17 protein-coding genes are annotated in these 17,222 nt (G+C 68.4%); 10 read left to right on the top strand and 7 right to left on the bottom strand.

What is annotated here, in order from left to right; translation table 11 throughout:
• The first annotated feature begins 36 nt into the window (after positions 1–36).
• Positions 37–1,002: a non-homologous end-joining DNA ligase gene (gene ligD / locus ACIRGA_RS25515; RefSeq protein WP_400945158.1), complete on the top strand. Its 966-nt coding sequence runs from the start codon at positions 37–39 to the stop codon at positions 1,000–1,002.
• Positions 1,003–1,015: 13 nt separating this feature from the next.
• Here ligD and ACIRGA_RS25510 read toward each other — a convergent pair whose 3' ends face one another.
• Positions 1,016–2,062, bottom strand: coding sequence for a polymorphic toxin type 44 domain-containing protein (locus ACIRGA_RS25510; protein WP_400945156.1), 1,047 nt, complete (start codon positions 2,060–2,062; stop codon positions 1,016–1,018).
• A 6-nt stretch (positions 2,063–2,068) separates the two neighbouring features.
• Positions 2,069–2,371, bottom strand: coding sequence for a hypothetical protein (locus ACIRGA_RS25505; RefSeq protein WP_400945154.1), 303 nt, complete (start codon positions 2,369–2,371; stop codon positions 2,069–2,071).
• 174 nt (positions 2,372–2,545) lie between these two features.
• On the opposite strand from ACIRGA_RS25505, the gene ACIRGA_RS25500 reads away from it, so the two are divergent.
• From ACIRGA_RS25500 to ACIRGA_RS25490, 3 genes are all read left to right on the top strand, one after another.
• Positions 2,546–3,361, top strand: a complete 816-nt coding sequence (locus tag ACIRGA_RS25500; protein ID WP_400945152.1) for a DUF4097 family beta strand repeat-containing protein — start codon at positions 2,546–2,548, stop codon at positions 3,359–3,361.
• Between the two features lie 128 nt (positions 3,362–3,489).
• Positions 3,490–4,746, top strand: a complete 1,257-nt coding sequence (locus ACIRGA_RS25495) for a DUF222 domain-containing protein (protein WP_400945150.1) — start codon at positions 3,490–3,492, stop codon at positions 4,744–4,746.
• Between the two features lie 363 nt (positions 4,747–5,109).
• Complete coding sequence (locus tag ACIRGA_RS25490) at positions 5,110–5,244, top strand: hypothetical protein (protein ID WP_400945148.1); 135 nt, start codon at positions 5,110–5,112, stop codon at positions 5,242–5,244.
• A 184-nt stretch (positions 5,245–5,428) separates the two neighbouring features.
• On the opposite strand, the gene pip is transcribed toward ACIRGA_RS25490, so the two are convergent.
• Complete coding sequence (gene pip, locus ACIRGA_RS25485) at positions 5,429–6,373, bottom strand: prolyl aminopeptidase (RefSeq protein WP_400945146.1); 945 nt, start codon at positions 6,371–6,373, stop codon at positions 5,429–5,431.
• Positions 6,374–6,508: 135 nt separating this feature from the next.
• Between pip and ACIRGA_RS25480 the strand changes: the two genes are divergently transcribed.
• Positions 6,509–7,606 carry a glutamate--cysteine ligase gene (locus ACIRGA_RS25480; protein WP_400945144.1) on the top strand — a complete coding sequence of 366 codons (1,098 nt, stop codon included), beginning with the start codon at positions 6,509–6,511 and terminating at the stop codon, positions 7,604–7,606.
• An 11-nt stretch (positions 7,607–7,617) separates the two neighbouring features.
• On the opposite strand, the gene ACIRGA_RS25475 is transcribed toward ACIRGA_RS25480, so the two are convergent.
• Positions 7,618–8,223, bottom strand: a complete 606-nt coding sequence (locus ACIRGA_RS25475) for a DNA-binding response regulator (RefSeq protein WP_037347878.1) — start codon at positions 8,221–8,223, stop codon at positions 7,618–7,620.
• Positions 8,224–8,679: 456 nt separating this feature from the next.
• Between ACIRGA_RS25475 and ACIRGA_RS25470 the strand changes: the two genes are divergently transcribed.
• Complete coding sequence (locus ACIRGA_RS25470; RefSeq protein WP_400945141.1) at positions 8,680–9,378, top strand: AraC family transcriptional regulator; 699 nt, start codon at positions 8,680–8,682, stop codon at positions 9,376–9,378.
• 69 nt (positions 9,379–9,447) lie between these two features.
• Here ACIRGA_RS25470 and ACIRGA_RS25465 read toward each other — a convergent pair whose 3' ends face one another.
• Positions 9,448–10,443 (bottom strand): DUF1702 family protein, encoded by a 996-nt coding sequence (locus ACIRGA_RS25465; protein WP_400945139.1) that lies wholly within the window; start codon positions 10,441–10,443, stop codon positions 9,448–9,450.
• Between the two features lie 434 nt (positions 10,444–10,877).
• Here ACIRGA_RS25465 and ACIRGA_RS25460 point away from each other — a divergent pair, with 434 nt between their 5' ends.
• The 3 genes from ACIRGA_RS25460 (at position 10,878) to ACIRGA_RS25450 (ending at position 13,165) form a co-directional block, all read left to right on the top strand.
• Positions 10,878–11,483 carry a DNA-binding response regulator gene (locus tag ACIRGA_RS25460; protein ID WP_396564849.1) on the top strand — a complete coding sequence of 202 codons (606 nt, stop codon included), beginning with the start codon at positions 10,878–10,880 and terminating at the stop codon, positions 11,481–11,483.
• Between the two features lie 167 nt (positions 11,484–11,650).
• Entirely contained in the window at positions 11,651–12,430 is a 780-nt protein-coding gene (locus ACIRGA_RS25455) for a BTAD domain-containing putative transcriptional regulator (protein ID WP_400945137.1), read from the top strand.
• Positions 12,431–12,478: 48 nt separating this feature from the next.
• Positions 12,479–13,165 (top strand): winged helix-turn-helix transcriptional regulator, encoded by a 687-nt coding sequence (locus tag ACIRGA_RS25450; RefSeq protein ID WP_400945135.1) that lies wholly within the window; start codon positions 12,479–12,481, stop codon positions 13,163–13,165.
• Between the two features lie 39 nt (positions 13,166–13,204).
• Here the strand turns inward: ACIRGA_RS25450 and ACIRGA_RS25445 are convergent, their stop codons facing one another.
• Positions 13,205–13,825, bottom strand: coding sequence for an L-threonylcarbamoyladenylate synthase (locus ACIRGA_RS25445; protein ID WP_400945133.1), 621 nt, complete (start codon positions 13,823–13,825; stop codon positions 13,205–13,207).
• A gap of 352 nt (positions 13,826–14,177) precedes the next feature.
• On the opposite strand from ACIRGA_RS25445, the gene ACIRGA_RS25440 reads away from it, so the two are divergent.
• A complete protein-coding gene (locus ACIRGA_RS25440; RefSeq protein ID WP_400945131.1) occupies positions 14,178–16,499 on the top strand; it encodes a sensor histidine kinase in 2,322 nt (773 codons plus the stop codon).
• Here ACIRGA_RS25440 and ACIRGA_RS25435 read toward each other — a convergent pair.
• Positions 16,496–17,104, bottom strand: coding sequence for a DNA-binding response regulator (locus ACIRGA_RS25435; RefSeq protein ID WP_400945130.1), 609 nt, complete (start codon positions 17,102–17,104; stop codon positions 16,496–16,498). The genes ACIRGA_RS25440 and ACIRGA_RS25435 overlap by 4 nt on opposite strands.
• Positions 17,105–17,222: the final 118 nt, after the last annotated feature.

Here is a 17,222-nt window from a genome sequence, read left to right as displayed (position 1 = left end):
TAGATCACCGGCGGCGTTTCCGGGGTACCGTGAGGCATGAGCACCGTGCCGGACGCGATCGCCCCGATGCTGGCGACCGACGGCGACCTGCCCACCGGCGGGTGGGGGTATGAGTACAAATGGGACGGCTACCGCTGCTGCCTGCGGGTCGCGCGCGACGGCGAGACGCGCCTGACCAGCCGCCGCGGGATCGACATCACGGCGACGTACCCGGATGTCACCGCCGAAGCGCTCGATGGTCACGAAGCCGTCCTCGACGGCGAGATCGTCGTCCTCGACGAGCAGGGGCGGCCCAGCTTCCCGATGCTGCAGACGCGGCACCTGCGCACCCCCGACGCGTCACTGCTGGAACGCAGCCCGGTGCACTTCTTCGCCTTCGACGTGCTGCTTCTCGACGGCGAAGGCCTGCTCGACGAGCCTTACGCGGCCCGGCGCGAGGTGCTGACGTCCTTGGGCGCCGGCGGCCGCATCGCCATCCCCCCGGGGTACACCGACGACGACATCTCCCCCGATCAGCTGCTCGACGTCGTCCGGCAGCACGGGCTCGAAGGACTGATCGCGAAGAAGCTGGACAGCCGCTACTACCCCGGCAAGCGGACACGGCAGTGGATCAAACGGGCGCTGTGGCACACCCAAGAGGTCCTGATCGGCGGCTGGCGCCCTGGCGACGGACGGCGCTCGGGAACGCTCGGCGCGCTGCTGCTCGGCGCCCATGACGAAGCCGGAGACCTGCGGTACATCGGCGACGTCGGGACCGGCTTCAGCGACAAGGTCCTCGAAGACCTGCACGCCCGGCTCGTTCCGCTGGAACGGAAGAAGCCGCCCTTCGCTTCGGAGGTCCCGCGCGATCGGGCGCGGCGGGTGCATTGGGTGGAGCCGGAACTCGTCGGGGAGGTCGTGCACCGGAACTGGACCCCGGACGGCCGTCTGCGGCATACGACCTGGCGGGGTCTGCGGGCGGACAAGACACCCGAGGACGTCACTCTGCCGACTCCAGGATGAACAGGGCTTCGGCTCACAGCGGCCGGATGGCGCCCGCCTGCTCGAATCTGTCACGGCGATCGAGGATCGCCTTGGTGACGGCCTCCGGGGTCAGCGCGCCCGGGCCGTACTCGTGTGCGAGATCGATACCCAGCTGCACGGACGCCTGATCGGCGGGATCGGTGGGATGGCCGTCCTTCCAATCGGCGGCGTTGGCTCCGGCGTGCAGGGTCCATTCGTCGATTCCACCCAGGGTGCCGACGTACCCGTAATGGATGTTGGACCAGACGTCGTACCGGATCTGCTCCCGCAGGCCCGGCATGGGGGTGAACGTGTTGTCCCCCGTGGTCATGTCCAGGATCCTGCCCTTGTGGTCCCACTGGGCACCGGTGTTCACGAGGTCGTACCACTCCTTGAGCGCCTCGACCTTGTCGCCGATCGAGGTGAAGGGATTCACCTTGTCCTTCAAGAGATCCCGGATGTGCTGGAGGTCCGGCGACAGCCCGTTGCGCACCATCTCGTCGGTGATGAACGCGAGAATGGCGTCGTATTCGGCGACCGGGTCCTCCGAGGCGGTCTGCGTGGTGACACCCGAGTCGAAGCCGTTGACCGACGCGACCCCTGCGGTGAGCAGGTCCCTGACCGCGTTGGCCACGATCAGGACGAAATCGCGTCGTTCCCCTTCGTCCCGCATGTTCGCGTAAGGCTGCTCGCGGTCGTCGACGGTCGCTCGGATCGACTGCTTCACTTGCGCGACTATCGACGCGAAGCGGTTGACGTGGTCGAACAGCTGCTGACAGGAGACCCTGACGTTGGTGGTCGTCCGGATGGTTCCCTCGACCCGCTGTGCGAACATCTCACCGGCCTTGTCCCGCCAAGCGTCTCGAAGATCGTTCGGTTCGACCCGGACCGGCGTGAAGGCCAGTGAGGCGTCACGCCAGGCGACGGCGAGCGCCTGGACTTTGTCCTCGTCGGTGTCGGGCCAGGCCATCGCGGGCTCCCGGCTCCCGCGGACCGCTTCGATCTCGGCTCTGACCGCCGCCCACAGCCCGTGGGCGTTGTTCGGCGGTGGCACGGCCATCCGGTGCTACTTCCCGAACCCGGAGGCCGCGTCCTGATCCGCCTTGGCATAGGTCGCCGCCGAGATCGTGGCGCCGTGGCCGTCCGCCTGCCACAACGCCGGGAGCGGATCGGCGTGGCTCAGCACCGAGACTTCCGCCGGCCGGTATTCGCCGAGGAAGGCCGTGCCTAGCGGATCGACGCCGATTCCGGCCCGCCCGGTTTCGACGGCCCGCCGGAACTTGCCCCACTCGCGTTCCATGTCGTCACCGATCGCGACGAGTTGTGCCCCGATCCGGTTCACCGTGGCGATATCCATGTCGACGGACATCGGGCCTCCCTTCCAGTCACACCATTGTCCGGCCGCTTCGCGAGGTGCGGATCGCCGTGACCTGTACCGGCCATGCCGTGTTCCCGGCGTGTCAGCGCCGTGGCGGTCCGGTGTCAGGGCGGTCGGTGATCGTTGCTTTCACAACGAGAGATCACCACCACCGAGGAGTTCGAGATGTCCGTTTTCCCCACCCCGCAGCCGATCGCCGCCACGCTGACCGTCGCCGGTGCCCGGGTTCGCCTCACCGCGAGCGAACGCACCGACACGGTGGTCCTGGTCGAGCCGATCGACGCCACGAGCAAGTCGGACGTGAAGGTCGCCGAGAACACCAAGGTCGGCTTCGACAACGGAGAGCTGTCGATCGAGACGAAGAAGGCGGGCGGCAAGAACGGCTCCGTCGCGATCACGATCGAGGTGCCCACCGGTTCCCGGCTGGTCCTGAACACGGCTTGGTCGGACGTCAACGCCGACGGCCAGTTCGGTGACTGCGCACTGGAGGTGTCGTCGGGGCAGGTCCGCATCGACCGCGTCGCCGCGGTGCGAGGCAACCTCGCGGCCGGCGAGATCGCGATCGGGCACGTCGCCGGGACCGTAGACGTCGACGGCGGCTCGGCGGCAGTCCGGATCGGCGAGGTCGAAGGCAGCGTCAAGTACTCGGGCGCGACCGGGAAGGTCTGGATCGGGCACGCTCGCTCCGACGTCGACCTCTCCGGTTCCAGCGGGAGCTTCGACATCGACCGCGCCGACGGCGACATCGTCGCGAAGGCGGCCAACTGCCCGATTCGCGTCGGACGACTGTCACACGGCGAGGCCGAACTGGTGAACGCGTCCGGCGGCATCGAGGTCGGCGTCGACGGGGACGCCGCGTCGGTGGATGCCAAGAGCACCAAGGGATCCGTGCGCAACTCGGTCGCGACGAGCGGCGAGGGCGGGGTCAAGGTCTACGCCCGCACGCGGCTCGACGACATCGTCATTCACCGCGCCGCGTGAATCCGGCGGTTCGGGCGGGTGGTCGCAATTGGTCGACTGATTGCGACCACCCCGCGAGCATTAGCGGAATGCGGCATAGTCTGAATATGCTATAGCACAGGTGTTCGACACGGCGTAACGTTGATCCCGTGGCCAGCGACAACACCTCCCCGACGACACGCACCGAGTGGTGGCGCGTCGACACGGCCACCCTGCACGCCCGCAAACAGGAACTCGAAGTCCTGAAACGAAAATTGGATGCCGAGCAGAACGCGATCCTCGCGGAAATCAATTCCCGCGGCGTGCGCGGGTGTTCGGGGCATGCGACGTTGACCGGGCTGATTCTTGAGGACTTCCTGGTCTCGGACAAGGAAGCCAGTGCCCGCGCCGACCGCGTGTTGGCCCTGCATCCTGGTCCGTCCCTCGGTGGGGACCCCGAACCACCCTTGGCGCCGTTGACGGCCGAGGCTGCGGCGGAGGGTGCGATCGGCGGTGGCCAGATCGACGCGATCATCAAGACGCTCGCGCGGATTCCGTCGACCGTGCCGGAGGAGAAGGTGCGGGGCGGGGAGAAAATCCTCGTCGAGCTGGCCCGGCGTGCGGGGCCGAAGCAGATCGCCCGCGCCGGACGCCGCCTGCTCGACAAACTCGACCCCGACGGGAAAGAACCCCGCAACGACGACCCGAAAGAGACCCGGCCGGAGCTGCGGTTCGTCAAGCACCGCGACGGCACCTTGGGGCTCAAAGCGAGGCTTGATCTGGAAACCTACGCTCGGTTGAAGTCCGACCTCGACCCGATGGCCAAACCGCACAAGGCCATCGACGGGGTGCGGGACTCCCGTACCCAGGATGAGCGCTTCGGGGATGCTTTCACCGACTATGTGCGGTTGAAGACCACCAGCCGCAACCTTCCCGGCCAGGCGGGCGAGGCGACGCACATCCTCATCACCATGTCCTACGACGACCTCATCAGCGACATCGGCGAAGCACACCTGGGCCTGGTGGGGCCGATCAGCGCGACCGATGCCCGCATCCTTGCCTGTGACGCCCGCGTGCGGCCCGGTGTCCTCGGCACCGCGGGCGAACCACTGGACATCGGCCGATCCAAACGCACCGTCTCCCTCGCCCAGAAATACGCGTTGACCATCCGCGACGGCGGCTGCGCGTTCCCCGGCTGCGACATGCCCGTACCCCGCTGCACCGCACACCACATTGTTTTCTGGCGGCACCACGGCGAAACGAAGATCGACAACCTCGTGCTGCTGTGCACCCGGCATCACCGGTTGATCCACCGCAGTGAATGGAAAGTCCGGATCGCCCAAGACGGGCTACCGGAATTCACCCCACCCGCCTACCTCGACCCGACCGGGACACCGAGGCGCAACACCATGCACCTCAGGACATAGACGAACCGCCGACGCTCGTGCCAGCCGCGAAAGCGGGTTCATAGACCGATGAGGAGCGTTGCGAAAGCCACTTTCGCAACATGTCCCAGCCGCGCCCCCTCAAGAGAGCCCACTCAAAGCGTTTTGGGAGACACCTTGCCGGGCAATGTCCCTTGTGGACACTCGGGCGAGGGTGAACCAGCCCGCAAAGGTCCGGTCACGCCATCTCCGCCTCACCCCCAATACGGGCCGAACCGAAGGACGTCCCCCATGTCGGCGAAACCGTCTAGGCTCGGAAACCACGATCCTGACGACAACCACCTGGAGGCGCTCGATGAAGTTGACTTGGGAAGGCTGCCTCAACGCGCGCAGCCCAGTCCGTTAGTGAACGATCCCGTGTACCGCAACGCGCCCTTGATCGCCGAGCTGGCCGAGCAGGGCACCACCATGCCGGACGCGTACCGCACGATGCTCGACGACAACCGGCGTCAGATCACCGACGCCTCGCGCTCGCGCTGAGTGTCGCGGGCGTGTCACGCGCCTCGATCGCCGCGGACTACGCGCTCACAGAAGGCTGCGCCGGCGACACGATTCTACGCACCCTCGCCCATCTGGAGACCCGCCACGGAGGCGCGTCCACCTACCTGACGAAGGGAGGAGCGAGCACGACCCATCTGCGGCAGGTAAGGGATCGCCTCCTTTCTTAATACCCAGCCGACGCGAACCGGTCCAGCGCCGCCAGTTTCCACGTCCGCTTCAGGTCGCTCGAGTGGTGCCCCGAATCGTCGTCGATCAGCAACTCCGCTCCGGGCCAGGCGCGGGCGAGTTCCCAGGCCGTGTCCACCGGACAGCTCAGGTCCCGGCGCCCGTGGATCAGCACGCCGGGAATGTCCCGCAACAGACCGGCGTCGCGGATCAGCGCGCCGGGTTCCAGCCAGCCCGCGTGGGAGTAGTAGTGCGTGATGATGCGTGCGAGCGCGAGTTCCCACTCGCCGATCGGACCATTGTGGACGGTCGCGCCGGGTTCCAGTGACAGCACGGTGTCCTCCCAGACGCACCAGGAACGGGCGGCCTCGATCCGCACCCGCGGGTCGGGATCTTCCAGCAGCCGCGCGTAGGCGGCGACCAGATCACCGGTGAGGTCGCCGCGGAAACGGGCCCATTCTTCGGGGAAGAACCGGCCGGCGCCGTGATACAGCCAGTCGATCTCGGACGGCCTCGTCGTGCTGATGGCACTGACGATGATCTCGGTGACCCGCTCCGGAAAACGCTCGGCGTAGGCGAGCGCGAGCGTCGTGCCCCACGAACCGCCGGTGACGAGCCAGCGTTCGATCCCCAGGTGTTCCCGCAAGCGTTCCATGTCCGCCACGAGATGATCCGTCGTGTTGTGCCGCATGTCGGTCGCCGGGTCGCTCGCGTGCGGGGTGCTGCGGCCGCAACCGCGCTGATCGAACAGCACCGCGCGATAGCGGGCCGGATCGAACATCCGCCGCATCCCCGGCGTGCAGCCCTGCCCGGGGCCGCCGTGCAGCATGACCGCCGGCTTCCCGGCCGGGTTCCCGCAGGTCTCCCAGTAGAGGACGTTGCCGTCACCTACATCGAGCAGTCCCTTGTCGTACGGCTCGGCAGGTGGGTACAGATCGATCATGAACCGAGACTAGACCGTCAGTGAGACCGCGAAACACTTTCGCCGCAACGAAGTTCAGCACACCGGCCCTTTCCTCGCCGCGTCCGAAGGGGCAGATTCAGAGATTCACCGGCTAAAACCCACGAACGGGGAACCATGGCCGTAGACGGCATGAACTACACCCTCGGTGTGGAAGAAGAGTTCGTCCTGCTCGACCCGATCGACGGTTCGGTCGCGTTGCGCGCGTCCGCTCTCCTCGAGAATCTCGCTCCCGGACCGGACGTCACCGGTGAGCTGATGCGGTTCCAGATCGAGACCGCGACCGGCGTCTGCCACGGCCTGGACGAGGTGCGCTCCGAACTGACGCGGCTGCGACAACTCGTCGCGGCGGCGGCGGAAGCCGACGGCTGCCTGATGGTGGCGGCGGGGATCCCGCCCGGCGACCTGCGGGGCGACACGCTCACGCCCGAGCCCAGGTACCGGCGGATGGCGCAGGCGTTCCCGGAGCTGATCCGCGAGGCCGGGACCTGCGCCTGTCATGTCCACGTCGGCCTGTCGTCGCGCGACCTCGGAGCACGCGTCCTCGCCGGGCTGCGGCCGTGGCTGGCCCCGCTGCTGGCGATCAGTGTCAATTCGCCGGTCGAGAAGGGCGTCGATTCCGGATGGTCGAGCAGGCGTTTCCCGCTCTGGGACCGCTGGCCGACGGCGAGACCGCCCGACGAATGGTCCGGAGCGGCCGCGTACGACCGCAGCGTCGGGGATGCCTTGCGCCATGGTGCCGCCCTCGACGTCGCGGGCGTGTACTTCTACGCCCGCCTTTCCCCGCGGCATCCGACGGTCGAGGTGCGGATCGCCGACGTCTGCCTGGCCGTCGACGACGCCGTGCTCCTCGCGGCGCTGGTGCGCGGGCTGGTCGCGACCTGCGCCGCGACGACCAGACCGCCGCGGGCCAGGGGTGCGCGGATCGGCGCCGCCTTGACGGCCGCCGCGCGCCGAGGTCTCGACGGGCCGGGCATCGACGTCTTCACCGGCCGGGAGACCGATCAGCGCGAACTGCTCGGCGAACTCGTCGAGTTCGTCCGGCCGGCGCTCACGGCGGCGGGCGACGCGGAAGACGTCGATCGCGGATTGGACTCACTGTTCGAACACGGGACCGGGGCGGCGCGGCAACGCCGGTTGCTCGCGGAATCGGCTTCACCCGGCGAGTTCGCCGCGGATCTCGCCCACGCGACGATGAACGTCCCGGCCCGGTAGACGGACCGGCGTCACAGCCAGCCGGACTCCCGGGCGATCCGCACCGCATCGACGCGGTTGCGGGCGCTGAGCTTCGAAACGATCGTCGTCAGGTAGTTCCGCACGGTGCCGGCGGACAGGAACAGTTCGGCGGCGATCTCGGTCGGGTCGGAGCCGACCGACGCCAGCCGGAGCACCTCGATCTCGCGGGCGGTGAGCGGACATTCCTCGCTGTCCCAGGCGGCGAGCGCCAGGTCGCCGTCGACGACGCGCCGTCCGGCGGCGACACCGCGGACCGCGTTGGCGAGCCGGTCGGCCGGCGCGTCCTTGCGCAGGAAACCGTTGACCTTCGCGGCCAGCGCCCGCCGCAGGGTTCCGGGGCTGCCGAGCGAGGTGAGGATCAGCGTGCGCACGGCGGGCAGTTGCTCGTGCAGTTCGGCGGCCGCGGTGAGCCCGTCCTTGCCCGGCAGATCGATGTCGATCAGGGCGATGTCGGGGCGCGCGGATTGGGCGAGCGGGAGGATCTCGTCGCCGCTGGCGCATTCGGCGACGACTTCGATGTCCGGTTCCAAACCGAGCAGCGCGACCAGGGCCCCCCGGACAATGTGCATGTCCTCGGCCACCAGGACCTTGATCATCGACCCCATCTGCCTTTCGCCTGCGTCTCGCCCACGAGCCGACGATACTATCCTCACACACACGTTCCACGAAATGGAAACCGGCCCTTGACCGCCGCGGGGGGACGCGGTCAAGGGCCGGTTCTGTGTTGCCGCGGGAATACGTTCTTCGGACCGCGCCAACACGGCCGGGGAGGTTCCGGCGTGAATGCGCTACCAGGAATTCTGCGGCCACCGGCCGTACGGATCCAGTGCGCGCACCACCGGCGGGCCGTGGTTTTCGCATGCTCCACACCCCGTGAAATTTTCACGTCGGCGCACACACGAATCCATATCCGGCGGTGAATCAAGCACTTCAGGAGAAGTGGCGGCGAACACTAGTGTCGGAAACAGCAAAGCATGCCAGAATTCCTCGAGCGAAAGGACGGCACAATGGATGAGACTGTCCGGCGAGCCGTGGAGCGAGCCATTGGGGCCATGAACGAGAAACTGGGTGAAGAGCTCACTATCGACGACATCGCCCGCGCCGCTACCTTCAGCAAATTCCATTTCACCAGGGTGTTCCAGCAGGCCACCGGGGTCTCGCCCGGCCGGTTCCTGTCCGCGCTGCGGCTCGACGAGGCCAAGCGCCTGCTGCTGACCACCTCGATCACGGTCGCCGACATCAGCCACCGCGTGGGTTACAACAGCGTCGGCACCTTCAGCACGCGGTTCAGCAGCCGCGTCGGCCTTTCCCCGTCCGCCTACCGGCGTCAGGGCGGTTTCCAGCGCCGTCTGGCCGGCGAGCCCCGGCCCGGCCCGAAGCGGGCGATCGTCCGGGGTTTCGTGTCGGCACCTCCGGAGATCTCGCCCGGTCTCGTCTTCGTGGGTCTCTTCCCCACGCGGATCCCCGAGGGCGCGCCCGTGCGGTACACGGTCATCGACGCGCCCGGCCCCTATCAGCTGACCGAGGTCCCGGAAGGCGAATGGCACCTCGTCGCGCACTGTGTGACCGGCCCGCTCACGCGCCGCGGTACCGGGTACACCGGACACCACGGTCCGATCACCGTCGAGCCGGGTGTCACCGCGCGGCTCGCGGACCTGCGGATGCGTCCCCAGCGCCTGTTCGACCCGCCGGTCCTGCTCGCGCTGCCCGACCTGCGGCACCGGCCGGAGCCGATCAGGCGCGCGGCCTGATCCGCTCCTGGCTGTCAGCAAAGGGCCGTTCAGGACGAAAACGTCTTGAACGGCCCTTTCCGCGGAACCTCAGGCGGACAGCCGGCCCGCCGCGGGGGCCAGACCGTTCCGGATGTTCTGCCGCCACAGCTCGTAGGCGGGCGTCCCGTCCGCGGCGTCCTCGGTGACCTCGGTCGAGTCGGCCAGTTCGACGGCCTCCTCGATGCTCAGCCCGGCGAGCGCCCGGGCGGCGCGCCGGGTGTGCGGCGGGACGAACGACGAGAACGTCCGCGCCTTAACCGCGAAGACGACGCCGAGCCCGAGCTCGTCCTGGTGCTCCCCCGCCGCCTCGCGCAGCCCCACCAGACCGGGCCGGTCGCAGCCGCCCGCGAAGGTCGAGGCCAGCCCGACCCCGCTCCACAGGTCCGGACGGCGTCCGGCCGGGAAGCGGTTCACCGCCGCGGCGACCTTCACCGGGTCTCCGCCGTTGATGAACCACAGCGCCCGCCCGATGCCCTGATCGCAGGCGCGCGGGAAGTACGCGGGGGCGCCCGCCCACGGGTACGGCTTGGGGACGAACTGCTCGCCGACCCATTTGCGCGTGTCGAAGTAGGCGCGGTCGAAGGCGTAACCGTCGACCGCCAGCCAGCTCATCGTCGGGTGGAACGGCACGCCGTCCAGATCCGGCAGCACCTTCTTCCACAGCGGCCGGGGCAGCCGGGCCATCGCGAACCCGATGCCGATGTAGGTCAGGAACACGTGCGGGAGGCCGGGGCCGCTCATCAGCTCGGCCGTGCGGTCCTTCCGCCCGCCGGGCATGACGTCGAGGATGGTGAACGCCATCGCCGCGCCCTCGTAGGCGAATCCGCGCATCTCCGGCTCGACCATGTCCAGCCGCCGTTCGGCCTCCCACAGCGCCGGGGCGTCGATCCCCCACTCGAAACCGCACACCACCGACTGCGGGATCGACTCCAAGCGGGCGGTCGACGGCGTCGGCGGTACTCCGAAGCCGCGCCCCTCGAAGCCGACCGAAGCCAGCGAAGGCGCGAACATGACCTTGCGCAGGGCACCCAGCAGTGAGCTCATCATACGTCCTTTGTGGATAGTGGCGGCTTCGCGCGAACCGGCTCGTGCCGAGGAGACCATGCCGCGATCGCCGCCCGATCGACGGCCGATCGAGGCCGGCGCCGGTACCGCCGAACAGGCCATTCCGGCCCGGCGGGAAATGGCGAGTTCACCCGTTCGCCGGACGGATTCACCGGAATGGAACGTACTCAACAGAGAATGAAAAGCACCGGGTATAGCAATTTTACCGTCTTCTGACCTGACAGCGAGTAATCGATCGCTTGCAGTTTCAGTACCCTCGAAGCCCCGGCATCGTCGCAGCTCACCGGCACCTTGATCATGCCGGGCAAGCCGCCGACAAAAGCGCAACCTTGTATCGTGCGATTCAGATTCACTCTTCCGGGTTTGCTATGTACACTGAGAGTTAGCGTGTTTCTGGGGAAGAGGAGGTCGGAGTGATCCGAGTCCTATTGGCCGAGGATATGCACATGGTCCGCGGCGCCTTGGTCGCTCTGCTGAACCTCGAACAGGACATCGAGGTCGTCGCGGAGGTCTGCTCGGGCGACAAGATCCTTCCGATGGCCGCGGAGTACCTGCCGGACGTCGCGATCATCGACATCGACCTGCCCGCCAAGGACGGGCTCGCGGCCGCTTCCGAGCTTTATCAACAACTTCCGAGCGTCCGAACGCTGATCCTCACCTCGCTCGGCCGCCCCGGCACCGTGCGCCGCGCGCTCGACGCGAAGGTCAACGGCTTCCTGCTCAAGGACGCGCCCGCCGACAAACTCGCCAACGCCGTCCGTTCGGTCGCCATCGGCCGCCGGGTGATCGACAGTGAACTCGCGTTGTCCGCCTGGGAAACGGAAGACTGCCCGCTGACCCCGCGGGAAGCGGAGATCCTCCGCCTCGCCGCGAACGGGCATACGGTCGCCGACATCGCGGCGGAGCTGTTCCTGTCACCGGGAACGGTACGGAACTATCTCGCCACCGTGGTCACGAAACTCAACGCCCGCAACCGGGTGGACGCCATCCGGATCGCCACCGATTCCGACTGGCTCTGATCGGTTCCGCGTCTTCTCTTTTGCCACAACCAGTTCATCGCTCCAAGTTGTGACGATCGCATACGGCACAACGAAGAAATCATGGCCCACCGGGTGTTTCCGGCACTGTTCCGAAGGTTCCGCCTCTGTCACCGTCATTGAGGGGGAGTCCGCCGGAGGGGCAGGGGATGCACGCGATGACCATCGGACCGGGTGACACGGCCAGGGTGCTGGGGCCGGTCGAGCTGCACATCGGCGGGGTCGATCGCGCGCCGAGCACGCCGAAACTCCTGCAGCTGCTGGCGATGCTGCTCATCCGTCCCGGCAAGACGGTCCACGTCGACTCCCTCGTCCACGAGCTGTGGAACGACGCGCCCCCACGCAGTGTCCGCCGGACCCTGCACACCTACGTCCACCACCTCCGCCGTCACCTCGATCCCGGTGGCGCCGGCGGCATCCTGGTCACCAGCTCGCCCGGCTACCGGCTCGAGATCGACGCGGGCGTGGTCGACGTGTCGGAGTTCCAGCGGCTCCACCGGCTCGGCCGCGACCTGCTGGACGAGGGCGACAACGCGGCCGCGGCGCACGCCTTCCGTACCGCGCTGGACCTGTGGTCCGGTCCCCCGCTGGCGAACATCCACTGTGGACCGACCTTGGCCGCCTACACCGTCTATCTGCTGGAGCACCGGCGCAACGCCCGCGACCTGTGGATCGAGGCCGAGATCCGGGCCGGCCGCCACCGGGAGATGCTCGGCGTGCTGCGGTCGCTGACCACCGCCGACCCGTTCGACGAAACCCTGCACGCCCACCTGATCCGCGCGCTGGGGCTCAGCGGGCGGCGCAGCGACGCGCTGGCGGCCTACGAGTGGCTGCGAACCAGGCTCGAGGACGAACTGGGGGTGACACCCTGCGCCGAACTGCGAGAGCTGCACCGGGAACTGCTCTCCGAGGGACATCCGATCCGTTGAACGAGCACCACCCGCCACCACCAGATCAAGGAAACTGAGGAGTCAAGCATGACCGCTCGCACCTACGGCCAGTTCTGCGGCCTCGCCCGCGCGCTCGAGATCATCGGGGAGCGCTGGTCCCTGCTCGTCATCCGCGACCTCGTGCTCGGGCCGAAGCGCTTCGACGAGCTCCAGCACGGCCTGCCGAAGATCCCGACGAGCATCCTGTCGACCCGGCTCAACGAACTCGAGCGGCACGGGGTCGTCCAGCGCCGGGTGCTCTCGCAGCTCGACGCCGGGGTGGTCTACGAACTGACCGAATACGGCAACGACCTCGACCAGATCCTGCTGCAGCTGGGTCTGTGGGGCGCCCGTTCGCTCACCGACCCGGCCGCCGACGACCTGTTCACCCTCGACGCGGCCATCCTGTCGCTGTACACGACGTTCCAGCCCGACGCGGCCCGCGGCGTCGACTGCGCGTTCGAACTGCACTACGGCGATCAGATGATCGTGCACGCCGTGGTCGAGGACGGTGCCATGACGGCCGGGGAGGGCCCGCACCCGAACCCCGACCTCGTCATCGAGCCGCGCGGCCCGGTCGTGCTCAAGCTGCTGAACGGCGAGATGGCCGCTTCGAGCGCGCTGACCTGCGGCGCGGTGGCCATCAAGGGTGAACCGGCGATGCTGGAGCTGTTCACGCGGCTGTTCCACATCCCCTCGGCCCCGTCGAAGGCCGAAGGGCTCGTCACGCACTGAACCCCTCCGCGCGCGGGACCGGGACGCCGGTCCCGCGCGTCATTCGAAGCGCGAGGTGTCGCCGGCTCCCCGGCGCACGATCTCCGGCTCGCCCGACGAGAAGTCGATGACCGTGGTGGGTTCGACCCCGCAGTCGCCGGAATCGATCACCGCGTCCACCACGTGCTCGAGATGTTCCTTGATGTCCCAGCCCTGCGTCATCGGCTCCTCCTGGTCGGGCAGCAGCAGCGTGCTCGACAGCAGCGGCTCGCCGAGTTCGCCGAGCAGTGCCTGGGTGACCACGTGGTCCGGGATGCGCACACCGACCGTCTTCTTCTTGGCGTGCATCAGCCGGCGCGGAACCTCCTTGGTGGCCGGGAGGATGAACGTGTAACTGCCCGGTGTGGACGCCTTGACCGCGCGGAAGACCGCGTTGTCCACGTGCACGAACTGGCCCAGCTGGGCGAAGTCCTGGCACACCAGGGTGAAATGGTGCCGGTCGTCGAGTTTGCGGATGCTCCGGATGCGATCGATGCCCTGCCTGTTCCCCAGCTGGCAGCCGAGGGCGAAACAGGAGTCCGTCGGGTACGCGATGAGCCCGTCTTCGCGCAGGATGTCGACGACCTGTCCGATCGCGCGTCGTTGCGGATTTTCCGGATGTACGTCGAAATACCTGGCCATGGGCAGAGCTTAGGGCCACCGGCGCCCGGCCGCCGCGAGCGCCCGCTCCGCGTGGCGTACACAGCGGCGTACACAGTGGAACCCCATGTCTTCCATCGTGGCGTGTTCCGCGATCGCGAGTGTGGTCCGAACGTCCCACACCCGCGCGGGTGACCACCGGGATTTCCCTGTCCCCGGCGGGGAAAACGCCGCCTTGATCATCCTCGGCCCGCCCTCGGAAGCGGGAACCGGGGTAACGAAGATGGGTTAGGATCCGAATCACACGGCGATGGAGGTCGTGCGACGGCCTCGGCCGTCGCAAGGGGGCAGCACGACAAGGATCAAGACGTCTTCTGTTACCACTGGGGTGCCCGTGCCGGAACAGCTCGCCGTGACCGCCGAACCTCTGGGTACCGCCGGAGTCGACCGGCGCCCGCGGCGGGCGCTGTTCCTCGCCGGGCTGATCATCACCGTCGTCTTCGTCAACTCCTGCCTGTTCGGTCTCCTCGCCGTCCTGTTCCGGCCGGGGATCGACTTCTGGCAGGGCCTGCTGGCCGTGCTGTACGTCGGGCCCGTCCTGGCGATCCAGCTGCTGTTCTTCAGCCGTCCCGCGGTCCGGCTCGACACCAGGCTCGCGAAGGCGATGCTGGTGGTGCAGGCGTGCCTGGCGTTCCTGCCGACCCTGCACTTCGACGCGGCGCTGAGCTCGCTGACCACCCTCGCGGCGGGCAGCGCGCTGCTGCTGTTCCGGCCGCGGACGGGCTGGACGGTATTCACCGTGTTCATGGCGGGCACGATCTGGATCCTGTGGACCTACGACGAGACCTGGCTCGGCGCGGTGTTCGACAGCGTCACCGCCGTCTTCTACGCCCTGGTCGTGTACCTGTTGACCTGGCTCGCACGGCTGGTCACGGAGCTGCACCAGGCCAGGACCGAGCTGGCGAGGCGGGCGGTCGCCGAACAACGGCTGGCCTTCGCGCGGGACCTGCACGACCTGCTCGGCCTCAGCCTGTCGGCGATCGCGCTCAAGGGCGAGCTGGTGCACCGGCTGCTGCGGAAGTCACTGGACCGGGCCCGTGAGGAACTCGCCGAGATCACCGGGATCGCCCAGCGGACGCTGTCCGACGTGCGGTCGGTGGCCAGGGGCTACCGGGAGCTGTCGCTCGACAAGGAATCCCGGACCGCGGTGTCACTGCTCTCGGCGTCGAACGTCGCGGTGCGGCTCGACCTCGAGCAGGTCGAGCTCCCGGTGAAGCTGCGCACGCTGCTGGCGAAGGTGCTGCGCGAAGGGGTCACGAACGTGCTCCGCTACACCGGCGTCGAGCACTGCGAGATCACCGTGCGCGAGGCCGGCGGCCGGGTCGCGCTGGAGATCGTCCACGACGGGACGGCGCACGAGGACGTCCCCGAGGAGACGGCCGCGAGCCTGCGCGAGGTGACCGAGGAGGTCGCCGGGCACGGCGGGGAGCTGAGCGCGGGTCCCGACGCGGCGGGCCGGTGGCGGCTGCACGCCGAACTCCCGGTGCCCGACCAGGTCGAGCCCACCGAGACGGCGCTGGCCGAGGGATCCGGTCACTGGTCCCGGATCGACGCCAGGAACGTCCAGTGGACGATGACGGTGGTCTTCATCGTCTTCAGCCTCTCCGCGATGGCACGGGCGTTCATGCTGACCGACGACGGCTGGTCCCTCGCGCTCATCGCCGGCTACCTCACCGCGTTGACCACGCTGCAACTGTCCTATTTCGCCCGCCCGAACGTCCGGCTGCGCTCGCGGCAGAGCTACGCGTTGCTGTTCGTGCAGGCCTGCCTGATCTTCCTGCCGCTGATCCCGCTCGGGAAGGCGTGGGTGAGCCTGCCCAGCCTGTTCGCCGGCACCGCGCTGCTGGTGCTGCCGCCCCTGGCGGGCTGGACGGCGTTCGCCGCGACCGCCGCCGGTGTGGTGCTGATCCGGATCTCCTACGGCACCGACTTCCTCGGCGGCTTCTACAGCTTCGCGTCCATCCTGAACACCGGGCTGATGGTGTTCGGTCTCATCTGGCTGATCCGGCTGGTGACCGAATTGGGCGAGACCAGGAAACGCCTCGCCGAGGTCGCGGTCGCGGAGGAGCGGCTGCGGTTCGCCCGCGACCTGCACGACCTGCTGGGGATGAGCCTGTCGGCGATCGCGCTCAAGAGCGAGCTGACCAGCCGGATCATGGACATCGACACCGATCGCGCCTCCGACGAGCTGCTGGAGATCCTCGGGCTGACGCGGCAGGCGCTGGCCGACGTCCGTTCGGTGGCGAGCGGCTACCGCGAACTGTCGCTGGATCAGGAATCCCGGTCGGCGCAGGCGGTCCTGGTGGCCGCCGACGTCCAGGTGCGGTTGGAGATCGAGCACGACGACCTGCCGACGTCGGTGCGGACCGTGCTGGCCGTGGTGCTGCGCGAGGGCGTGACGAACGTGTTGCGGCACAGCAAGGTCGAACGCTGCGAGATCGCCGTGCGGCGGACCGGCGACGGTGTCGCGCTCGACATCGTCAACGACGGTGTGGTGAACGGACGGCCGCCGAAATCGGAGCGGCCGGTGCGGGTGGAGGCTCCCGGCAGCGGCATCACGAACATGTCCGACCGCGTCGCCGGGCTGGGCGGGGAGCTGACCGCGGGGGTCGAGGCCGACGGGCGGTTCCGGCTGCGCGCCGTGGTGCCCGTTTAGATCCAGCCGGATTCCTTGGCGATCCGGATCGCGTCGACCCGGTTGCGCGCGTTGAGCTTCGACACGATGGTGGTCAGGTAGTTGCGCACGGTTCCGGTGGAGAGAAAGGCCTTCGCCGCGACCTCCAGGGTGTCGCGGCCTTCGGCGGTCAGCCGCAGGACGTCGATCTCCCGCGGGGTCAGCGGGCATTCCACGGTGTCCCAGGCGGCCAGTGCCAGATCGCCGTCGACCATCCGCCGTCCGGCCGCCACCCCCCGCACGGCGTTGGCGAGTTTCTCGGCGGGGGCGTCCTTCAACAGGAACCCGTTCACTTTGGCCGCCAGTGCCCGGCGGAGCGTGCCGGGCCGGCCGAGGCTGGTCAGGATCAGGGTCCTGACCTCCGGGAGCTGCTCGTGGAGTTCGGTGGCCGCGGTGAGACCGTCCTTGCCGGGGAGGTCGATGTCGATGATCGCGACCTGGGTGCGGGAAACCCGCGCGGCGGGGAGGATCTCGTCACCGGAAGCCACCTCGGACACCACTTCGATATCCGGTTCCAACCGCAGCAGCGCCACGAGCGCTCCCCGGACGATGTGCATGTCTTCGGCCACGAGAACTCTGATCGCCATGGCGCCGCCCCCTCACACACGCCCCCATGGCCCCAACATAAACACGCCCGCACGGAACGCGTTCCACCGTTCGGGTGGTGAGTCGGTCCGGCCAGGCCGGGCAGAAGGGGCACATGGC

It is taken from the genome of Amycolatopsis sp. NPDC102389 (assembly GCF_044765885.1).
In the GTDB taxonomy this organism is placed as follows: Bacteria; Actinomycetota; Actinomycetes; order Mycobacteriales; family Pseudonocardiaceae; genus Amycolatopsis.
The sequence above is the reverse complement of the archived record's forward strand: the minus strand, read 5'-3'. Positions and strand labels throughout refer to the sequence as shown.